The organism is Bacillus sp. FSL M8-0049, from assembly GCF_038593355.1.
GTDB classification, from domain to species: Bacteria; Bacillota; Bacilli; order Bacillales; family Bacillaceae; genus Bacillus; species Bacillus safensis.
On record NZ_CP151986.1, the window covers coordinates 1,574,689 to 1,591,706 of the forward strand.

Sequence of the window (17,018 nt, forward strand, 5' to 3'; positions counted from 1 at the left end):
TGATTTTATTGAAAGGGTGAAGGACTTGTCAAACAAAGAACGGTTTTTAACGCTTTATCATCAAATCAAAAGCGATGCGAATGGATATTTTTCACCAGAAGGAATTCCTTATCATTCAATCGAGACGCTCATTTGTGAAGCACCTGATTACGGACATATGACAACTTCAGAAGCGTATAGCTATTGGCTGTGGCTTGAGGTGCTGTACGGACATTACACAGGGGACTGGAGCAAATTAGAGGCAGCTTGGGACAATATGGAGAAGTACATCATCCCAGTCAATGAAGATGGACATGATGAGCAGCCGCATATGAACGCTTATAATCCGTCCAGCCCAGCCACATACGCAGCAGAGAAACCATTTCCGGATCAATACCCAAGCCAGCTGACCGGTGCTCGTCCTGCTGGTCAAGATCCAATTGATAGTGAATTGAAATCAACCTATGGGACGAATGAAACGTATTTAATGCACTGGCTCCTTGACGTAGATAACTGGTATGGCTATGGCAACTTGCTCAACCCATCACATACAGCTGCCTATGTGAACACATTCCAGCGTGGTCCGCAAGAATCTGTATGGGAGTCCATCCCTCATCCATCACAGGATGATAAATCTTTTGGTAAGCCGAATGAAGGCTTTATGAGCTTGTTCACAAAAGAAAATCAAGCTCCAGCTGCCCAGTGGCGCTATACGAATGCAACGGATGCTGATGCGCGTGCGATACAAGCGATGTATTGGGCAAAGGAGCTCGGCTATAATCAGTCAACTTATCTTGATAAAGCGAAAAAAATGGGGGATTTCCTCCGTTACGGCATGTACGATAAATATTTTCAAACGATTGGAAGCGGGAAGCAGGGGAATCCGTATCCTGGAAACGGAAAGGGCGCCTGTCATTACTTAATGGCGTGGTATACCTCTTGGGGCGGAGGACTTGGGGAGTATGCAAACTGGTCATGGCGTATCGGAGCGAGCCATTGTCATCAGGGATATCAAAATCCTGTCGCCGCTTATGCTTTATCCTCTGATAAAGGAGGCTTAAAGCCATCTTCGTCAACAGGGGCAAGCGATTGGGAAAAAACCTTAAAGAGACAGCTTGAATTTTACGTATGGCTTCAATCGAAAGAAGGAGCCATAGCAGGAGGCGCAACCAATAGCTGGAATGGGGACTATAGCGCTTATCCAGCAGGAAGAAGTACTTTTTATGATATGGCATATGAAGATGCACCTGTTTACCTTGACCCGCCTTCAAATAACTGGTTTGGAATGCAGGCGTGGCCAATGGAGCGCGTAGCAGAGCTTTATTATATTTTTGTAAAAGATGGCGACAAAACATCTGAAAATGTCCAAATGGCCAAATCTGTCATAACAAAATGGGTCAGCTATGCCTTAGATTACATTTTTATCGGCAGCCGTCCTGTGTCGGATGAAGAGGGTTATTTCTTAGATGAGCAAGGACAGAGAATTCTAGGGGGAACGAATGTTTCGGTTGCTACAACAAGTGCGCCTGGAGAGTTTTGGCTTCCTGGAAATATTGCTTGGAGCGGACAGCCTGATACTTGGAATGGGTTCCAGTCTGCAACAGGAAATCCAAATTTAACAGCTGTAACTAAAGATCCGACTCAGGATACGGGCGTATTAGGAAGTCTAGCCAAAGCTTTGATATTCTTTGCTGCAGCCACAAAGCAGGAAACAGGTGATTATACAGCGCTTGGTGCAAGAGCGAAAGATGCAGCCGCGCAGCTCCTAGAGGTTGCATGGAATTACAATGATGGCGTCGGCATAGTGACAGAGGAAGATAGAGAAGACTATGACCGTTTCTTTAGAAAAGAAGTGTATTTCCCAAATGGATGGAATGGGACATTTGGTCAAGGAAATCAGATTCCTGGAGCCAGCACCATTCCTTCTGACCCGCAGCGAGGAGGGAATGGGGTCTATACGAGTTTTGCTGATCTTCGTCCGAAGATTAAACAAGATCCAGCATGGTCTTCACTCGAAAGTAAATATCAGTCTTCATTTAATGAAGCTACAGGCAAATGGGAGAATGGCGCACCAGTTTTCACTTATCACCGCTTCTGGTCTCAAGTGGATATGGCCACTGCCTATGCTGAATACCATCGTCTGATCAACTAAGAGGTTAAAATCAAGCTGCCGGCTTCTAGCCGGCAGTTTGATTAGTAATATCAATCCAATGAAGATAAGGGTGATTTCACATGGTCAAAGAAAGAAGCTTTCTTCATCATTCATTCAATAGAGGCGAAAATGGGCAGGAAAATCTGATGTGGAAAAAAGAGGCGGATGATCGAATCTCAGAGCATAGACAAAGAGATCTTGTGATCAACGTGACAAACGGCGAAAAAAAGCCAATAGCAGGTATAGAGGTTGAAATAAAGCAAATCAGACATGAATTCGCCTTTGGTTCAGCGATGAATGATCAAGTGTTATTTAATCAACAATATGCTGATTTTTTCGTAAAGCATTTTAATTGGGCTGTTTTTGAAAATGAAGCAAAATGGTATGCGAATGAGCCAGAAAGAGGGAAAATCACCTACGAAAAAGCAGATGCGATGCTGAATTTTGCAGATCGACATCAGCTTCCAGTGAGGGGGCACGCTTTATTTTGGGAGGTAGAGGATGCGAATCCAAGCTGGCTAAGGTCACTGCCGAATCACGAAGTATATGAAGCCATGAAAAACCGGCTTGAGCATGCGGGCAATCACTTTAAGGGAAGGTTCCGTCATTGGGATGTAAACAATGAAATGATGCATGGTTCATTTTTTAAAGATCGCTTTGGGAAAACTATTTGGAAGTGGATGTATGAAGAAACGAAAAAAATTGACCCTCAAGCACTATTGTTTGTGAATGATTATAATGTGATCTCTTATGGTGAACACCATGCCTATAAAGCGCATATCAATGAACTGCGTCAGTTAGGCGCACCTATTGAGGCGATTGGGGTTCAAGGCCATTTTGAAGAACGGGTCGATCCAGTCATTGTCAAAGAGAGGCTCGATGTGCTGGCTGAGCTTGGTCTTCCAATATGGGTCACAGAGTACGATTCTGTTCACCCTGACCCTAATAGAAGAGCGGATAACCTGGAGGCTTTATATCGCGTCGCATTTAGTCATCCAGCCGTAAAAGGAGTGCTGATGTGGGGATTTTGGGCAGGTGCCCATTGGAGAGGTGAACATGCAGCCATCGTGAATTATGATTGGTCTTTAAATGAAGCAGGCCGACGTTATGAAAAGCTTCTAAATGAGTGGACGACCCAAAGAGTTGAAAAAACAGATGCTAATGGCCATGTGAAATGTCCAGCATTTCACGGAACATATGAGATTCGAATCGGTAAAGAAAGTAAAATGTTGAAACAGCAGACGATTGCACTTGATTCAAATGAACAAACACCGTATCAACTAGATGTGATCCTGCCTCAAGAAGGATAGAGATAGATTGTGAGGAGAATGTAAATGAAAAAGTTGGCTCAAAGAGTGTCTTGCTTCATACTTGTAGCCGCTATATGGTCTGGCTGGTTTTCGCTTACGATGAAGGCCGCCGCTTATGTGCAGACGTCTGGTACACAATTTACGCTGAACAATCAACCATTTTACTTCGCCGGCACAAATAATTACTATTTCCATTATAAATCTAAAAAAATGGTAGATGCTGTGTTCGATGATATGAAAGCAATGAATTTAAAGGTCATACGAATTTGGGGCTTTCACGACGGGGCCCCTCAAGAAAACTCAGTCTTACAATCTAGTCCAGGCGTCTATGAAGAATCTGGTTTTCAAAAACTAGATTATGCGATTTATAAAGCAGGACAGGAAGGAATAAAGCTTGTGATCCCACTAGTGAACAATTGGGATGACTTTGGTGGGATGAATCAATACGTGAAGTGGTTCGGGGCAGAATCGCATGATGCTTTTTATACAGATCCTCGTATTCAAAAAGCATACAAAAATTATGTGCGTTATGTATTAGAAAGAACCAATACGTATACAGGTGTTCAATATAAAGACGATCCAGCTATTATGACTTGGGAATTAGCCAACGAGCCGCGGATGCAGTCAGATCCCACGGGAAATGTACTAGTCAAATGGGCAGATGAAATGAGTACATGGATCAAATCGCTGGATCGTCACCATCTTGTTGCAGTAGGAGATGAAGGATTCTTTCGCATACCAGGACATGAAGATTGGTTTTACGGTGGAGGAGAAGGCGTCGATTGGGACAGTTTAACATCTCTTCCTAATATCGATTATGGAACCTATCATCTGTACCCAGATCACTGGAATAAGTCTGCTGCCTGGGGAGTGAAATGGATCGAAGACCATATCACCCGCGGGAATTCAATCGGAAAGCCAGTTGTGCTAGAAGAGTTTGGCTATCAAAATCAATCAGCTCGTCCTGACGTATACCAAAGCTGGCTGTCAGCAGTTGAGCGGCTCGGAGGGGCTGGCAGTCAATTTTGGATTTTAACAAGCATTCAGGACGATGATTCGCTCTATCCGGATTATGACGGTTTCCGCATCATAAAAGGGAGCAGGGAGGCAGCACTTATCAGTGAACATGCGAAAAGAATGAATAAAAAGAACCGATGACGAATGCCTGCTGAATAAGGAACTGTTTATACCGCTCACTCCAATTAGTAATTCTTACTTTTCAGACAGAATATTTATCACTTTTTCTATATTTAAATTTCTTGAAATATGAAGCGGTTATGAGACCAAGTTCCAGAAACGATCAAGAAGCAGAAGGTATTTATGAGATTTCGTTGAAAGGAAGGGGGTGGTTATATTTATTTTAATTCATAAAAAGGTATTTCCAATAACTTGACTAAATGGAAATTTAATTCTATACTCTGTAGTACAGAGTTCTTTGTGGAAGAGGAGTTTATTTATGTCTAATGAAAAATTTAATAATTCAGAAATATTAGAGAATTTATCTCATATCAAGACGATTACAAACTATAAAACAGAGTATTGTAAACAAACCAGTATTTATTTTATCATTTGGGGCCTTATTTGGATAATGGGATATTCAATACCTTTACTTTTTGCTCATTCTATAACTGCAGCTGTCTTTTGGCTTATTTTAGGCATTGCTGGCTGGGTTATCACTTTAACTACTTATTTTAAACAAAAGAAAATGATACCGATGCCCTTGTTTTTAAGAACTCAATTGCAATACACATGGCTTGGTATTGGAATCATTTTAGGTATCTTTATTTTTTTAATATGTGTTGGTTTATTACCATATACATTAAATAATTTACCCTTCTATGTTGTTTTATTGGTTTCCATCATGTATTTACTCTTAGGTATTGTTCTGGCTAAAGAGATCTTTATTATGGGGTTCTGGCTAAGTGTTTTAGGTGTAACTACATTTTTATTATTTCCTAGTTTAATGAACATTATCTTCGCTTTTATAGGTGGAGGAAGTTTGTTATTAACTGGTGTGATTTTAAAAAGAAAAGGACAAGGAAATGAGTAATGTCAATAGTTTAAATGATTTAATCCATCCAAAAGTTCGGTTAGGGATTATGAGTTTATTAATGATTTATGAAAAATGTGATTTTAGCTTCTTAAAAGGTTCTTTATCTGTAACAGATGGTAATTTGGGCTCGCATTTAAAAAAATTAGAGGAAGCAGGCTATGTGCTAATTACAAAGACCTTTGTGGATAAAAAACCAAAAACAATCGTTAGTATAACAGATTTGGGAGAGCAAGCCTACAAAGAATATTTGAGTGTTATTGAAGCCATTTTAAAAAATAAATGAGATGAAAGGAAAGGGTGCCGAATGTTGCAAATAGAAAACGTCAGTAAAAAATATGGAACTTCCCAAGCGTTAAGAAGTGTTACATTAACGATTCCAGAAGGAGTTTGTTATGGATTAATAGGTCCAAATGGGTCTGGTAAATCAACCTTGATGAAAATTATATCTCACATCATTAAATCATATGAAGGCAAAGTTGAGCATGTTGGTGAATCTAAAAGTGCGCTCGGCTACATACCGCAAGACATCAGCTTAGAGGAAAAATTAACAGCGAAAGTAAATATGGAGTTTTTTGGACAAATTTATGGTTTAAAAGGGAAAACATTAGATGAAAGAGTAGAAAAAACACTAAAAGATGTAGGATTGTGGGAAAGAGCAAATGATATCGTTGAAAGCTTTTCAGGAGGAATGAAACGCCGTTTGAATATTGGCTGCGCTTTAATGCATGCTCCTAAGTTAATTCTTTTAGATGAACCGACAGTGGGGGTAGATCCTCAATCAAGACGTTATATTTTCGACATCATTAACAAATTGAAGGAAGAGGGAAGAACTATTATCTATGTTAGTCATTATATGGAGGAAATAGAGAGTTTATGTGATTATGTGGCTTTCATTGATAAAGGGAACATTGTTGAAGAAGGCAAAATAGATGAGCTTTTGAATCGTTACGCAGAAACATCAGTCTTTTTTGAATCTAAGATTCCTAATAAAACATTAACTAATCTCGGGTATGATTTTGTAACTTATCAAGGTGGAGTGTTAGTTAAAACTACAAAACCATTAGATACTTTAGAAGATTTGGCTAAACTGAGTAAGAAGGAATCATTGGTTCCCCAACAATTATCTTTGTACAGACCGAGACTTGAAGATGTCTTTTTTCAATTAACAGGAACAGATTTACGTGATCAATTACAATAAAAATGCCCTTTATGAATGAAAACCACTCTCGTATTTCAATGAAAATAACTTAAAAGAGTGACTGATGTAGAAAGAACATAAATCTAACGAACAGAATTAATTTGTGTGTACCGTAGATTTAAAATCATAAGTAATTAGTCAACATTATTTGACTAATTCTAATTCGCCACATCCGCAAATGGTAAAATAAATAAAAAATGTGATTATTTAAGAGTTGTATAGAAGGGAATCAAATGAATATAACGGGAGTGATTTTTATGTGGCCACTAGTCCGCATCGAATCTATAAAACAGGTGAAAGATCGATCATTGTTGTTCTGGACCATTTTATTACCAGTTGCTTCAATTATTCTTTTAATAGAATTATTTACATCAGGTAGTTCTCAAGCACAAAAAACATTGGTTGCTTCTCAATCAGTGACAGGGATGAGCGTGTTTTTCTCCACATTTGTCATTATTTCAATTGTCATTAGTTTTGTAAAAGATCGTGAGAAAGGAATTGTGGCAAGGCTGGCAAGTACTCCTTTACAGCCGCATCATTTTTTTCTTGGAAAATGCGTTCCGTTTTTTATCATTATCTTATTTCAAGTTTTGTTGTTAACCATTTTAGGGGTTTATTTATATGGTATTGAAATAACACAATACAGCTCGTATTTCTTAGTAGTTGTCCTATTATCAATGCAAGTGACTTCATGGGGAGTTGCCATCGCTGCATTTGCTAAAACTGAGAATACAGGCTTAGTGATGACAAACATGATTGCTTTAGGGACAGCAGTTGCTTGTGGTTTATGGACTCCATTTGATCAATTACCTAGTTATCTCAAAATAATTGGTATGCTCTTCCCGCAGTATTGGGCACATCAAGGCTTAGTGCAATCAGTATCAACACTACCAGGAGGAGAGAATTTGATCTTAGTAACAGCAGTCCTTATAGGCTATACACTGTTAGGGTTTATTCTTTCGTTGGTTGGCTATAAAAAATATATAAAGAGAGCCAGAGGCTAGTCACTAAAAATTTCAGCTAAATGTTATGCACCGCCAAATCAATGCATGTATGCTGTCTGTAGAAAAAGGAGTGAGGCAATGTTAAGTGAAGAGTTAGAACTGTATGTTGAAAGTTGTTTTCGCCCATATAAAAAAGACAAAACATATGAAGAAAAGAAAAAAGAATTATTAGAGCTGCTTGGAAATGTTAAATTAAAACTCGAAAATGATGGATTAAAAGATGCAGAGGTTCAGGATATGCTTATTGAAAAGCTGAAATCAGGCGAAATAAGCATTGATAATCATACATTAGTAATTGATGATCATAACCGCGTAGAGCACGTGAAAAAAATATTTGTTAATGCTGATTTAGAATGGTTAACATTTATAAATGTTAAATATAAGTTGTGCGATTTTAAGGGACTATCGATTGTACAAAAAGTAATGAGTCATTCAGATTTTAATGGGTGTTATCTGAGAAAAGTTAATATTAGCCATTCTAAAATTTCCTCAACTACCTTTGAAAAGAGTGATTTGACTCAATCTCATTTTGAACATTGTGAGATAACGAATTCATCCTTATATGGCTGTCATTTACCCAACATTAGTATTGATGAATCATCTTTAATCAATGTTTTATTTGAAAATTGTTATTTTAAAAACATTTCTTTTGAGAATTCTAAATTAATCAATGTTAATTTTAAATCATGTACGATTAAAAAATTAAACTTTATTGGAGTGACAATGGATAAAATGACTTATCATATTTTAGAAGGAGAAGGGGCAGATTTAAGCGGTGTGGAAGTAATCGATATTTAATACAGCAGGGGCTATTGAGAAAAATCTCAATAGCCTTTTATTTTTGTTTTATTCACTATCTCTTGCTGCCCCATTAACATGATATGAATGTTTAATGCAAGGTTTTCGTTAAGCAAATTAAATGTGGAGAACTTCTATTTTCAAATAAAAGATGCCCACCCACCCAGCTAAGTCTTCTTTGCTAGGTGGGCGAGCGATCTTTTCAATGATATGTCGAAAAACTAAAGTTGATTAGAAAGTTGAAGAACTTGAGATGATTGTTGTGCAAGTGCAGCGCGCAGCCATTGGTTCGAATAGATGTTGACCTTCCCCATGTACCTTAGCGGCCAAAGCAGTTGGGATTGTAATTTTAGTCATCTTTAGACCTCCTTATTTAAAATTTATCAACATAGATATGTAGTTGATATATTACATATGATGGTTCATAAGTCTTTATTTGTCAATGATTAAGTGTGAAAGTTTTATATTTTCTGAAAAGTTCGTTGATAACCCTGAAAAAGTGTGGTTTAATATGACTATGTAAAATAATACTATATTTAAAATTTTATGTATTTAAAGGGTTTATATGGTCTTAATGTTGTTTTTTTGATTGAAGGGCGGCGTTATTTTGGATCAAATATTTTGGGTATTTAGATATTAAGTTAATTAAATGTATGAAAAAAGTTGAGGTTACTATGTTATGAAGAACTCGAATAGAAGATTACTTTTTCTATTATAAGTTGATTCACTTATATTTTAACCATTTTATCCCAATGTGATCGGGAAAGAGGGGGCTCTTTATGAGTATTCATTATGTCGGTATTAGAGAACCAATCAAAGCCTATTTAGAGAAGATGAAAGTTGAGTATGAAGACTATCCTGCTCAAATAATCGATTTGGGCGGGGCTGTTAGTTATGACAAAGAATACTTTATAAATAATACTGATTTTCAAACGGAAACGATTATTTTATCTAATAGAAGGCATACTGTTGAGGATGAACTAGGTTCTCTTGAAAGTGAATTATTGAAAATCTATCAGAATAGCATACTTTATAGGACTTCACCGCTTGATATCAATATAGAACTTTATAGAGGATGGGCAGGTGCTACTGGTAAATTAATAACTGCATTTTCTCCCGAGGGAGTTAATTGGATCAATACAAAAGATGTTGTAAAGGCATGTTTAATCCCTAAAAAAGATGTTAGGAATCGTGCTGGAAAGGCATATGATTTAACAGGACCAGAGTTAGTAAGTATGAGTAGGCTGAAGGATATTTTTGAAGAGGATTTAAATATGAAAATTGAATTATATTGTAAAAGTAAAGAAGAGGTCATATCAATATTGTCCCAGAACAATATGCCTTTAGACGTATTAGAATGGTTAGTCGGTTTTCAAGAAGCTTCTTCTTCAAAACAATTACAGCCATTTACGAACACGCTTGAACAAATAATTGGTCACCCCCCAACTCGGGCCCAATTATCTAAAATACAAATTAATTATTCTTAAAGGAGGAATAATATATGTTTGTCAAAGACCAAGAAATGACGAGGTATAAATTAGCACCACACATTACGCTAGGTAAACTAGAAGACAGTTTGATTGGTTTAAAAGCGCAAACTGTCACCAAAATTGAAGGTGACGGAATTATTGAATTTATTCAAGAAATTTCTAATTATCTCACGGAAGATAATGGGGTTTCGATTAAAGAACTAGAGGAGAATTTCGAAGTAGAGAGTGATCAATTAAAACATGTCCTCGAATTTTTAGTTACAAACGGAATGTGTGTTAAGACGGATATGAACTTTGATTTGACGGCGCTTTTGTCTTATGAAAGAGCCGGTGGACAAGTATTGGTTGAAGATATACTAGATCGTTTAAAAACAGGAATTGTTGAAGTTATTACGCGAGATCATAATCCAGTTGCTGCTGAATTTATTCGTCATTTGCAAGAGGCAGGGCTACATGTAGTGCTTAAAGGAGAATTAAATAAGCAGCCGGATATCAGGGTTGCTATTGGCAACTCTCATTTAGACCCGATTTTTGAAGAAATAAATGATCTAGCATTAGAAGACCACATACCTTGGTTGAGCATTGTGCCATATGATGGACAGACATCTTGGGTAGGTCCATTTTTCATACCACATCAATCAGCTTGTTTACATTGCTATAACCTTCGAAAGTCAGCAAACTTTTCTGACGAAGTATTGCGTTCAGACTTAATGAAAATAAAGCCTATAAATCCTGAAAAGAAACCGGTTTATCATATGCCGATTCATTTAGTTCAAATCGGAATTGCAAGTAATTTAATTTTAGAATGGCTCACACTAAAAGATTACGCACCAAGTGCAATACCAGGTGGATTTACAACAATTAATTTAGATGATAAAGGTGTCTCATTTAATCATCATCGTGTCTATAGAGTACCTAGATGCCCGAAGTGTTCCCCAGCTGCAGATACAGGTTTTCCTCAAGTTTGGTTTCATGGTGAGGTGAATAATTAATTATGGCTAATAAATGGACAACGTTAGAAGAGTCATGGGAAATACTCGACCAATTGGCAGATCCTTATGTTGGGATAGTCCGTAGAGAGTATAGAAAACTCAGAGACGTTGATGATATATGGGGTCATTCATATGGAGCGCATGGTACAGACAGCAATATTTTATTTGGGGTACCGTCTAATTCATATAATGGGGGAGGATCTGCTAATCCAGCTGCAGCCAGATTAGCAGCTATAGGTGAAACGGTGGAAAGATATAGTGCCGCTTATTTACCTTTAAACTCTGATGTTGTATGTTTTGGTACTCAAAAGGACTTAATCAATGAAGGCAAATCAGTAATTGGCTTTGATAAGTGGGAGATGTATGCTGTCACTCAATATGAAGACCCGAATTTTCCTCATGATAGATGGAATGAAGATACAAAATTATGGTGGAGAAAAGGTCATATTGCTGAAAATAATGAAGAAGTTTGGACGCCTGCTCAATTAATTCATATTGCAAACTATACTGAGTGGCCAGGAGACCCCAATATTGGTCATGCAACTAGTAATGGACTAGCTTGTGGTATTACATATCAAGAAGCGGCAATCTCAGGTTTATTTGAAACAATTGAAAGAGATGCATTTATGCTTACTTGGTACAATAAGTTAAGTTTACCGCAGATCGATATTAATACCTCACCTAGATTAAAACACTTCTATGAAAGATATATTAAACCTACTTCTCTTGATTTGCATTTAGTAGACATGAGCATTTTTTCTAGTGTTCCTACTATTTTGGCAGTGATAAGAAATCCTCATACAGATTTAGCTCCATTTGCTATTGGCGCGGCCTCTGCTCATTCAATTGAAAGAGCATGTGAGAAAGCTGCGATAGAGGGAATGTATACAAGAACTTGGGTAAAAACAGAACAACGATTAGGGAACGCCTTAGTGGATGTAGATTATCATCGAGATATTAACAGTTTTGAAGATCATATTAAACTCTATGCGGGAACAGCTATTGTGAAAGAAGCTGATTTTTTAACAGCAAGTGAGAAATTAGTGGACGTTAAAGACTATGCACCGTTTGATGATCGTTCTCCAGACATTCTATGGACTAACCTTGTCAGTCATTTATCAAAACAAGGATATCATGTGGCAACTTTTGATTTAACCAGCCCTGATATAAAAGATGCTGGTGCCTATGTCGTAAAATCAATTATTCCTGGATATAAACCGATTGACGTTCTTTATAGAGGTAGAATGTTGGGCGGAGAACGAATTTTAAAACATTCTTATCATTTAGGTTTAGTAGATAAACCTTTTAAGTTAGAAGAACTGAATCCAATTCCGCATCCATTTCCTTAATATCGTAGAAAGGTGATTAAATATATGAATAGTATTGAAAGACATGCTACTAATTTGGCTGATGTTGTGTATGGAAACGAAGCATTACGGTTTGATGATCCTTCTGAAAATTGGTTTGAGGCAACAAAAATCTATAGGGGTTCAATGGCATGGGACGCACCTGGTGTTGCAGGGCTGCTGCGATCTCAAACTTTGCAAAAGATTGCTACACATGCAAGTAAAAGATTTGACGACCTGCCTTTAATTTTACTACCTAAACCATTAAATACAAATATATCTTTAGACGATGTCATTCAGGAACGAAAAAGTGCAGATTATTTTAGCGGGGGGAGTGTTTCATTAGAACAACTCTCAACAGTTTTACAGAAGAGTTATGGATTGGTAGAGCGTAAAGAAGGACCTAGACGCCCTATACCATCTGGCGGGGCACTTTATCCTCTAGATCTATTTATTGTAGCCAACAAAGTGGATTCTTTAGACAAAGGTATTTATCATTTCGATCCGTATAGAAAAGGATTGACTAAAATGGGTGATTACTCTGAAAAAGAATTTGAGAAAATAATGTTACAAGAAGAATCCGTTCAAGATTTTGCATTTGCCGTAGTCATTTCAGCGAATTTTTGGCGTTCTCGATTTAAGTATGGACATCGTTCTTATCGCTTCGTTTTTATGGAGGCAGGACATGTCATGCAAAATATGATTTTGCTATCTACTGCACAGAAGATTAATAGCCGACCATTCGGAGGGTTTATCGATGATGAGTTAATGGAACTGATCGGTGGATTTAATGGAGTAGATGACGCTCCAATTTATACATTGATTGCGGGTACTTAAATAGATGATTTCAATGGTAGCAGCTTTAGGGATCCTCCTTCACTTTTTGGGTCCCTTAAGCTCTAAAATGGTTATCAAAATCAAGAGAGATAAACCAATATCCGATCGAAAGTTAATAACATATATCACTCCTCAGAGGAGCTATGATGGATTCACGATAATCGGAGCATCTATATGCTGTGGAGCATTTTCTCAAGAGCTCTTAGTTGAAATTTCTAATAATAAAAATGTGTATGGTATTTTATTCTTCTTTTTATTAGGTGTCCTATTACCGTCAGTTCTATGGAAATTAAAAAACAAAGTTGTTGCATTTAGAGGCAGATATGCTGTCAATGTTGATTCAATCTTTTTTCTTCCATTAACTGCTCTATCAGAAGAATTGATTTGGCGGTTCTTTCTTCCGTTATTATTACTAACAAATTCTGTGGAATCTGTGGCGGTATCGATTTGTATCAGTTCAATAGGATTTATCTTGCTGCATATACCAATAGGCGGTGTTAAGTCTATTGCTTATATGTCGCTTTTTACATTCATCACAGTTATTTCATACTTAACATTTGGTATTCTAGCAGCGATAGCATTTCATATTTCACATAATCTGTTCATTCATTTTTTTCAACCTCTCAAAATAAACAACTTCAAAACGAAACCTCCCGTATTATCTGAAACTGATTGGTGAGGCTTTTATAAAGGTGGTAAACCCTGTGATAATACTAGAAAAGATGAAAGAGCTTAAAGGAAAAAGAGCGCTGGCTCAGTCATGGTTTTTGGATCCAGAAAAAAGAAAAATAAGTTCAAATTATGATAATCGAGAAACGCCATTTACTCGATGTCTATCAGCTGAAACTTTCATTTCTTATTATCAACTAACATTCAAAAAAAAGCCTGCCTCTATTTTAGATATAGGATGTGGACAAGGGCAGATGCTTGAGTATTTATCTAAGCAATTACCTCTAGCTGATTTGACAGGAATTGATTCATCAGAGGAAGCCATACATTGTGCAAATCAATTGAATATAAAAGCTAATTTTATTTGTACAGATATCGAAAATTTTTCATCACATGCGAAAAGTTATGATGCGATTTTAATACATCTGTGTTTTGGGCTATTTGAAGATCCTGTAGCATTATTAGAACAGTTCCTTCCTTATTTATCAAATGAATCTATTATTTATATAGTTGATTTAAATCGAGATAGTATAGAAAGTGGAATGAGTTCAGTTCAGAACAAAGAAGAAGAACTGTATTTATATGATCAATATCACGCCTCATTGACATTATCTGAGTTCGAGCAGTTACTCACCTATATTACCCAACCTAGAAAAGATGTAAAGTATAAGATTGGTACTTCTATAATTGGAGGATTCAGCCCATTTAGTATGGAATTTTTATCGTTAATAGGAAATGAAAATTTACAGCACACCTTAAGGCAGGTTCCAGATGAATATAGCAGTTCAGCACAGAAGACACCTTTACTTTTACATGCATGGCTGATTAAACAGTCTGGATACATTCATTCCATATAAACATGATTCTTTCTCTATGTATAATATGAAGGTTATCCGTTTAGTCTCTGCCTGCTCTTCGGAGAGTTCAATATGAATGATTTTTAAATTGCGATTCCCTAAAAATGAGAACGCGTTTCTCTGAAGTGAAGGAGAAAGGCAGGGTGATTAAAATTGAACTGCTTATTTCTTTAACGTTGAAGTACTTATCCATTAGGGGGGTTGAGAAAGTGGAAAGTGAAGGCTGTTTACTGATACACTCTTTGCTTCTATATGAATAACCATACTGTGTCATACAAAGTTTTTTGGAATTAGAGATGACTTAGTGTAGATGTTACTTTCTTTCACAGGGAGCTCTGTTGTTCGCTCATTGTATTCAGGTGCATTATTATCAGTCCGCTCTGTTCATAGTGGCTTTCCGTTTATATATAAAGGAAGAGAGAGGTATTAATGGTACTGAACATGCTGCATTAATCGATGAGCGAGTACCTATTATAAGGAGGAACTTCATTTGCATAAAAAAATTGGATATGGTATAGTTTTTATGGAAATGCTAACGATTACCGAGACAAGAGTGGGGAAACCCGCTCTTTTGTATTGAACAGGCAATTTTTGTCTCGACATTATTCATCCGTTTTCTGCTCCCCCTGCTCACATAAAGCAGGGTTTTTATGCAGAATGATTGATAAGAGCGTTTATCGAAAGCACAAGGAGGAAGAGAATGAGCAAAAAAGTAGTGGATGTCGTAAGCGAAATGGTGCAGCCAATTTTAGATGGCTTACAGCTTGAACTCGTTGATGTTGAATTTGTCAAAGAGGGTCAAAACTGGTTCCTTCGCGTGTTTATTGACTCTGATAAAGGTGTCGATATCGAAGAGTGTGCCAAAGTGAGCGAAGCCTTGAGCGAAAAGCTTGATGAGGCAGATCCGATTAGCCAAAACTACTTTCTTGAAGTGTCCTCTCCTGGAGCGGAGCGCCCATTAAAGAAAAAAGCTGATTTTGAAAAAGCACTTGGAAAAAATGTTTTCATGAAAACATATGAACCAATTGATGGTGAAAAAGCATTTGAAGGTGAGCTTACAAGCTTTGATGGTGAGATTGCAACAGTGACAGTGAAGATCAAGACAAGAAAGAAAGAGATCAATATTCCATACGAGAAAATAGCTAACGCAAGATTAGCAGTTTCGTTCAATTAACCTTTTCATTGATATAAGGGGGAACCATAAAAATGAGTAGTGAGTTGTTAGATGCCCTGACTGTTCTTGAGAAAGAGAAGGGTATTAGTAAAGAAATTATAATTGAAGCGATAGAAGCTGCACTCATTTCTGCATATAAGCGTAATTTTAATCAAGCACAAAATGTTCGTGTTGATTTAAACCGCGAAACGGGAACGATTCGTGTGTTCGCAAGAAAAGATGTTGTAGATGAAGTGTATGATTCTCGCCTTGAAATCTCTGTAGATGATGCAGCCAATATTAACCCGAATTACATGGTTGGTGACGTCGTTGAGATTGAAGTCACACCAAAAGACTTTGGACGTATTGCAGCTCAGACAGCGAAACAAGTTGTGACGCAGCGTGTGAGAGAAGCAGAGCGTGGTGTGATCTACACTGAGTTCATCGACCGCGAGGAAGACATTATGACGGGAATCGTTCAGCGGATTGACAGTAAATTTATTTACGTGTCACTTGGCAAAATTGAAGCCCTTCTTCCTGTCAATGAACAAATGCCAAATGAAGAATACAAACCGCATGACCGCATTAAAGTGTTCATTACAAAAGTAGAAAAAACAACAAAAGGACCACAAATTTATGTGTCTAGAACACATCCAGGTCTTTTAAAGCGTTTATTTGAAATTGAAGTGCCAGAAATTTATGATGGTACTGTAGAGCTTAAATCGGTTGCTAGAGAAGCTGGGGACCGTTCTAAAATATCTGTTCGTACAGATGATCCTGATGTTGATCCAGTTGGCTCCTGTGTTGGACCAAAGGGCCAGCGTGTACAAGCAATTGTCAACGAGCTAAAAGGCGAAAAAATTGACATTGTTCATTGGTCTAATGACCCGGTTGAATTTGTTGCCAATGCGCTGAGTCCATCAAAAGTACTTGATGTCATTGTGAATGAAGAAGACAAGGCGACAACAGTTATTGTCCCTGATTATCAGCTGTCATTAGCGATTGGTAAAAGAGGTCAAAATGCCCGCCTTGCAGCGAAGCTGACCAGCTGGAAAATCGACATTAAAAGCGAAACAGATGCAAGGGAACTCGGTATTTTCCCAAGAACTGAAGACTCTGAATCTCTTTTCTTAGAGGCTGAACCAGTAGCTGAGGAATCTGACGAATAAGAGGTGATATT

16 protein-coding genes are annotated in these 17,018 nt (G+C 37.4%); all 16 read left to right on the top strand.

Annotated features, from left to right (window positions below; translation table 11 throughout):
* The first annotated feature begins 25 nt into the window (after positions 1-25).
* Positions 26-2,131, top strand: a complete 2,106-nt coding sequence (locus NSU13_RS08050) for a glycoside hydrolase family 48 protein (RefSeq protein WP_034281817.1) — start codon at positions 26-28, stop codon at positions 2,129-2,131.
* An 80-nt stretch (positions 2,132-2,211) separates the two neighbouring features.
* Positions 2,212-3,441: an endo-1,4-beta-xylanase gene (locus tag NSU13_RS08055; RefSeq protein ID WP_034281819.1), complete on the top strand. Its 1,230-nt coding sequence runs from the start codon at positions 2,212-2,214 to the stop codon at positions 3,439-3,441.
* 24 nt (positions 3,442-3,465) lie between these two features.
* Positions 3,466-4,599, top strand: a complete 1,134-nt coding sequence (locus NSU13_RS08060) for a cellulase family glycosylhydrolase (protein WP_041117402.1) — start codon at positions 3,466-3,468, stop codon at positions 4,597-4,599.
* Positions 4,600-4,897: 298 nt separating this feature from the next.
* Positions 4,898-5,491 carry a hypothetical protein gene (locus tag NSU13_RS08065; protein ID WP_034281824.1) on the top strand — a complete coding sequence of 198 codons (594 nt, stop codon included), beginning with the start codon at positions 4,898-4,900 and terminating at the stop codon, positions 5,489-5,491.
* A complete protein-coding gene (locus tag NSU13_RS08070; RefSeq protein WP_041117404.1) occupies positions 5,484-5,777 on the top strand; it encodes a transcriptional regulator in 294 nt (97 codons plus the stop codon). Before NSU13_RS08065 ends, NSU13_RS08070 begins: the two co-directional genes overlap by 8 nt.
* A gap of 21 nt (positions 5,778-5,798) precedes the next feature.
* Positions 5,799-6,692, top strand: a complete 894-nt coding sequence (locus tag NSU13_RS08075) for an ABC transporter ATP-binding protein (protein WP_034281828.1) — start codon at positions 5,799-5,801, stop codon at positions 6,690-6,692.
* Positions 6,693-6,925: 233 nt separating this feature from the next.
* On the top strand, positions 6,926-7,696 hold the full coding sequence (locus tag NSU13_RS08080; protein ID WP_227001718.1) for an ABC transporter permease: 771 nt from the start codon (positions 6,926-6,928) through the stop codon (positions 7,694-7,696).
* Positions 7,697-7,774: 78 nt separating this feature from the next.
* Positions 7,775-8,494, top strand: a complete 720-nt coding sequence (locus NSU13_RS08085) for a pentapeptide repeat-containing protein (protein WP_180951433.1) — start codon at positions 7,775-7,777, stop codon at positions 8,492-8,494.
* A 779-nt stretch (positions 8,495-9,273) separates the two neighbouring features.
* Complete coding sequence (locus NSU13_RS08090) at positions 9,274-9,981, top strand: protein involved in maturation (RefSeq protein WP_046310966.1); 708 nt, start codon at positions 9,274-9,276, stop codon at positions 9,979-9,981.
* 14 nt (positions 9,982-9,995) lie between these two features.
* On the top strand, positions 9,996-10,976 hold the full coding sequence (locus NSU13_RS08095) for a TOMM precursor leader peptide-binding protein (RefSeq protein ID WP_034281831.1): 981 nt from the start codon (positions 9,996-9,998) through the stop codon (positions 10,974-10,976).
* 2 nt (positions 10,977-10,978) lie between these two features.
* The gene (locus NSU13_RS08100) at positions 10,979-12,325 is read left to right on the top strand and encodes a YcaO-like family protein (protein ID WP_081124380.1); all 1,347 of its coding nucleotides are present in this window, start codon (positions 10,979-10,981) and stop codon (positions 12,323-12,325) included.
* 24 nt (positions 12,326-12,349) lie between these two features.
* Positions 12,350-13,159 (top strand): SagB/ThcOx family dehydrogenase, encoded by an 810-nt coding sequence (locus tag NSU13_RS08105; protein WP_070325831.1) that lies wholly within the window; start codon positions 12,350-12,352, stop codon positions 13,157-13,159.
* 13 nt (positions 13,160-13,172) lie between these two features.
* Positions 13,173-13,838: a CPBP family intramembrane glutamic endopeptidase gene (locus tag NSU13_RS08110; RefSeq protein ID WP_061109856.1), complete on the top strand. Its 666-nt coding sequence runs from the start codon at positions 13,173-13,175 to the stop codon at positions 13,836-13,838.
* 25 nt (positions 13,839-13,863) lie between these two features.
* Positions 13,864-14,685, top strand: a complete 822-nt coding sequence (locus NSU13_RS08115) for a class I SAM-dependent methyltransferase (RefSeq protein WP_131631251.1) — start codon at positions 13,864-13,866, stop codon at positions 14,683-14,685.
* A 700-nt stretch (positions 14,686-15,385) separates the two neighbouring features.
* Entirely contained in the window at positions 15,386-15,859 is a 474-nt protein-coding gene (gene rimP / locus NSU13_RS08120) for a ribosome maturation factor RimP (protein WP_003211398.1), read from the top strand.
* Between the two features lie 32 nt (positions 15,860-15,891).
* On the top strand, positions 15,892-17,007 hold the full coding sequence (nusA, locus tag NSU13_RS08125) for a transcription termination factor NusA (RefSeq protein ID WP_024424140.1): 1,116 nt from the start codon (positions 15,892-15,894) through the stop codon (positions 17,005-17,007).
* The last annotated feature ends 11 nt before the right edge of the window (positions 17,008-17,018 follow it).

Excerpts from the sequence above, each read along its gene's own strand:
- NSU13_RS08055 (WP_034281819.1), top strand. The coding sequence starts at position 2,212 with ATGGTCAAAGAAAGAAGCTTTCTTCATCATTCATTCAATAGAGGCGAA.
- NSU13_RS08060 (WP_041117402.1), top strand. The coding sequence starts at position 3,466 with ATGAAAAAGTTGGCTCAAAGAGTGTCTTGCTTCATACTTGTAGCCGCT.
- NSU13_RS08065 (WP_034281824.1), top strand. The coding sequence starts at position 4,898 with ATGTCTAATGAAAAATTTAATAATTCAGAAATATTAGAGAATTTATCT.
- NSU13_RS08070 (WP_041117404.1), top strand. The coding sequence starts at position 5,484 with ATGAGTAATGTCAATAGTTTAAATGATTTAATCCATCCAAAAGTTCGG.
- NSU13_RS08075 (WP_034281828.1), top strand. The coding sequence starts at position 5,799 with ATGTTGCAAATAGAAAACGTCAGTAAAAAATATGGAACTTCCCAAGCG.
- NSU13_RS08080 (WP_227001718.1), top strand. The coding sequence starts at position 6,926 with ATGAATATAACGGGAGTGATTTTTATGTGGCCACTAGTCCGCATCGAA.
- NSU13_RS08085 (WP_180951433.1), top strand. The coding sequence starts at position 7,775 with ATGTTAAGTGAAGAGTTAGAACTGTATGTTGAAAGTTGTTTTCGCCCA.
- NSU13_RS08090 (WP_046310966.1), top strand. The coding sequence starts at position 9,274 with ATGAGTATTCATTATGTCGGTATTAGAGAACCAATCAAAGCCTATTTA.
- NSU13_RS08095 (WP_034281831.1), top strand. The coding sequence starts at position 9,996 with ATGTTTGTCAAAGACCAAGAAATGACGAGGTATAAATTAGCACCACAC.
- NSU13_RS08100 (WP_081124380.1), top strand. The coding sequence starts at position 10,979 with ATGGCTAATAAATGGACAACGTTAGAAGAGTCATGGGAAATACTCGAC.
- NSU13_RS08105 (WP_070325831.1), top strand. The coding sequence starts at position 12,350 with ATGAATAGTATTGAAAGACATGCTACTAATTTGGCTGATGTTGTGTAT.
- NSU13_RS08110 (WP_061109856.1), top strand. The coding sequence starts at position 13,173 with ATGGTAGCAGCTTTAGGGATCCTCCTTCACTTTTTGGGTCCCTTAAGC.
- rimP (WP_003211398.1), top strand. The coding sequence starts at position 15,386 with ATGAGCAAAAAAGTAGTGGATGTCGTAAGCGAAATGGTGCAGCCAATT.
- nusA (WP_024424140.1), top strand. The coding sequence starts at position 15,892 with ATGAGTAGTGAGTTGTTAGATGCCCTGACTGTTCTTGAGAAAGAGAAG.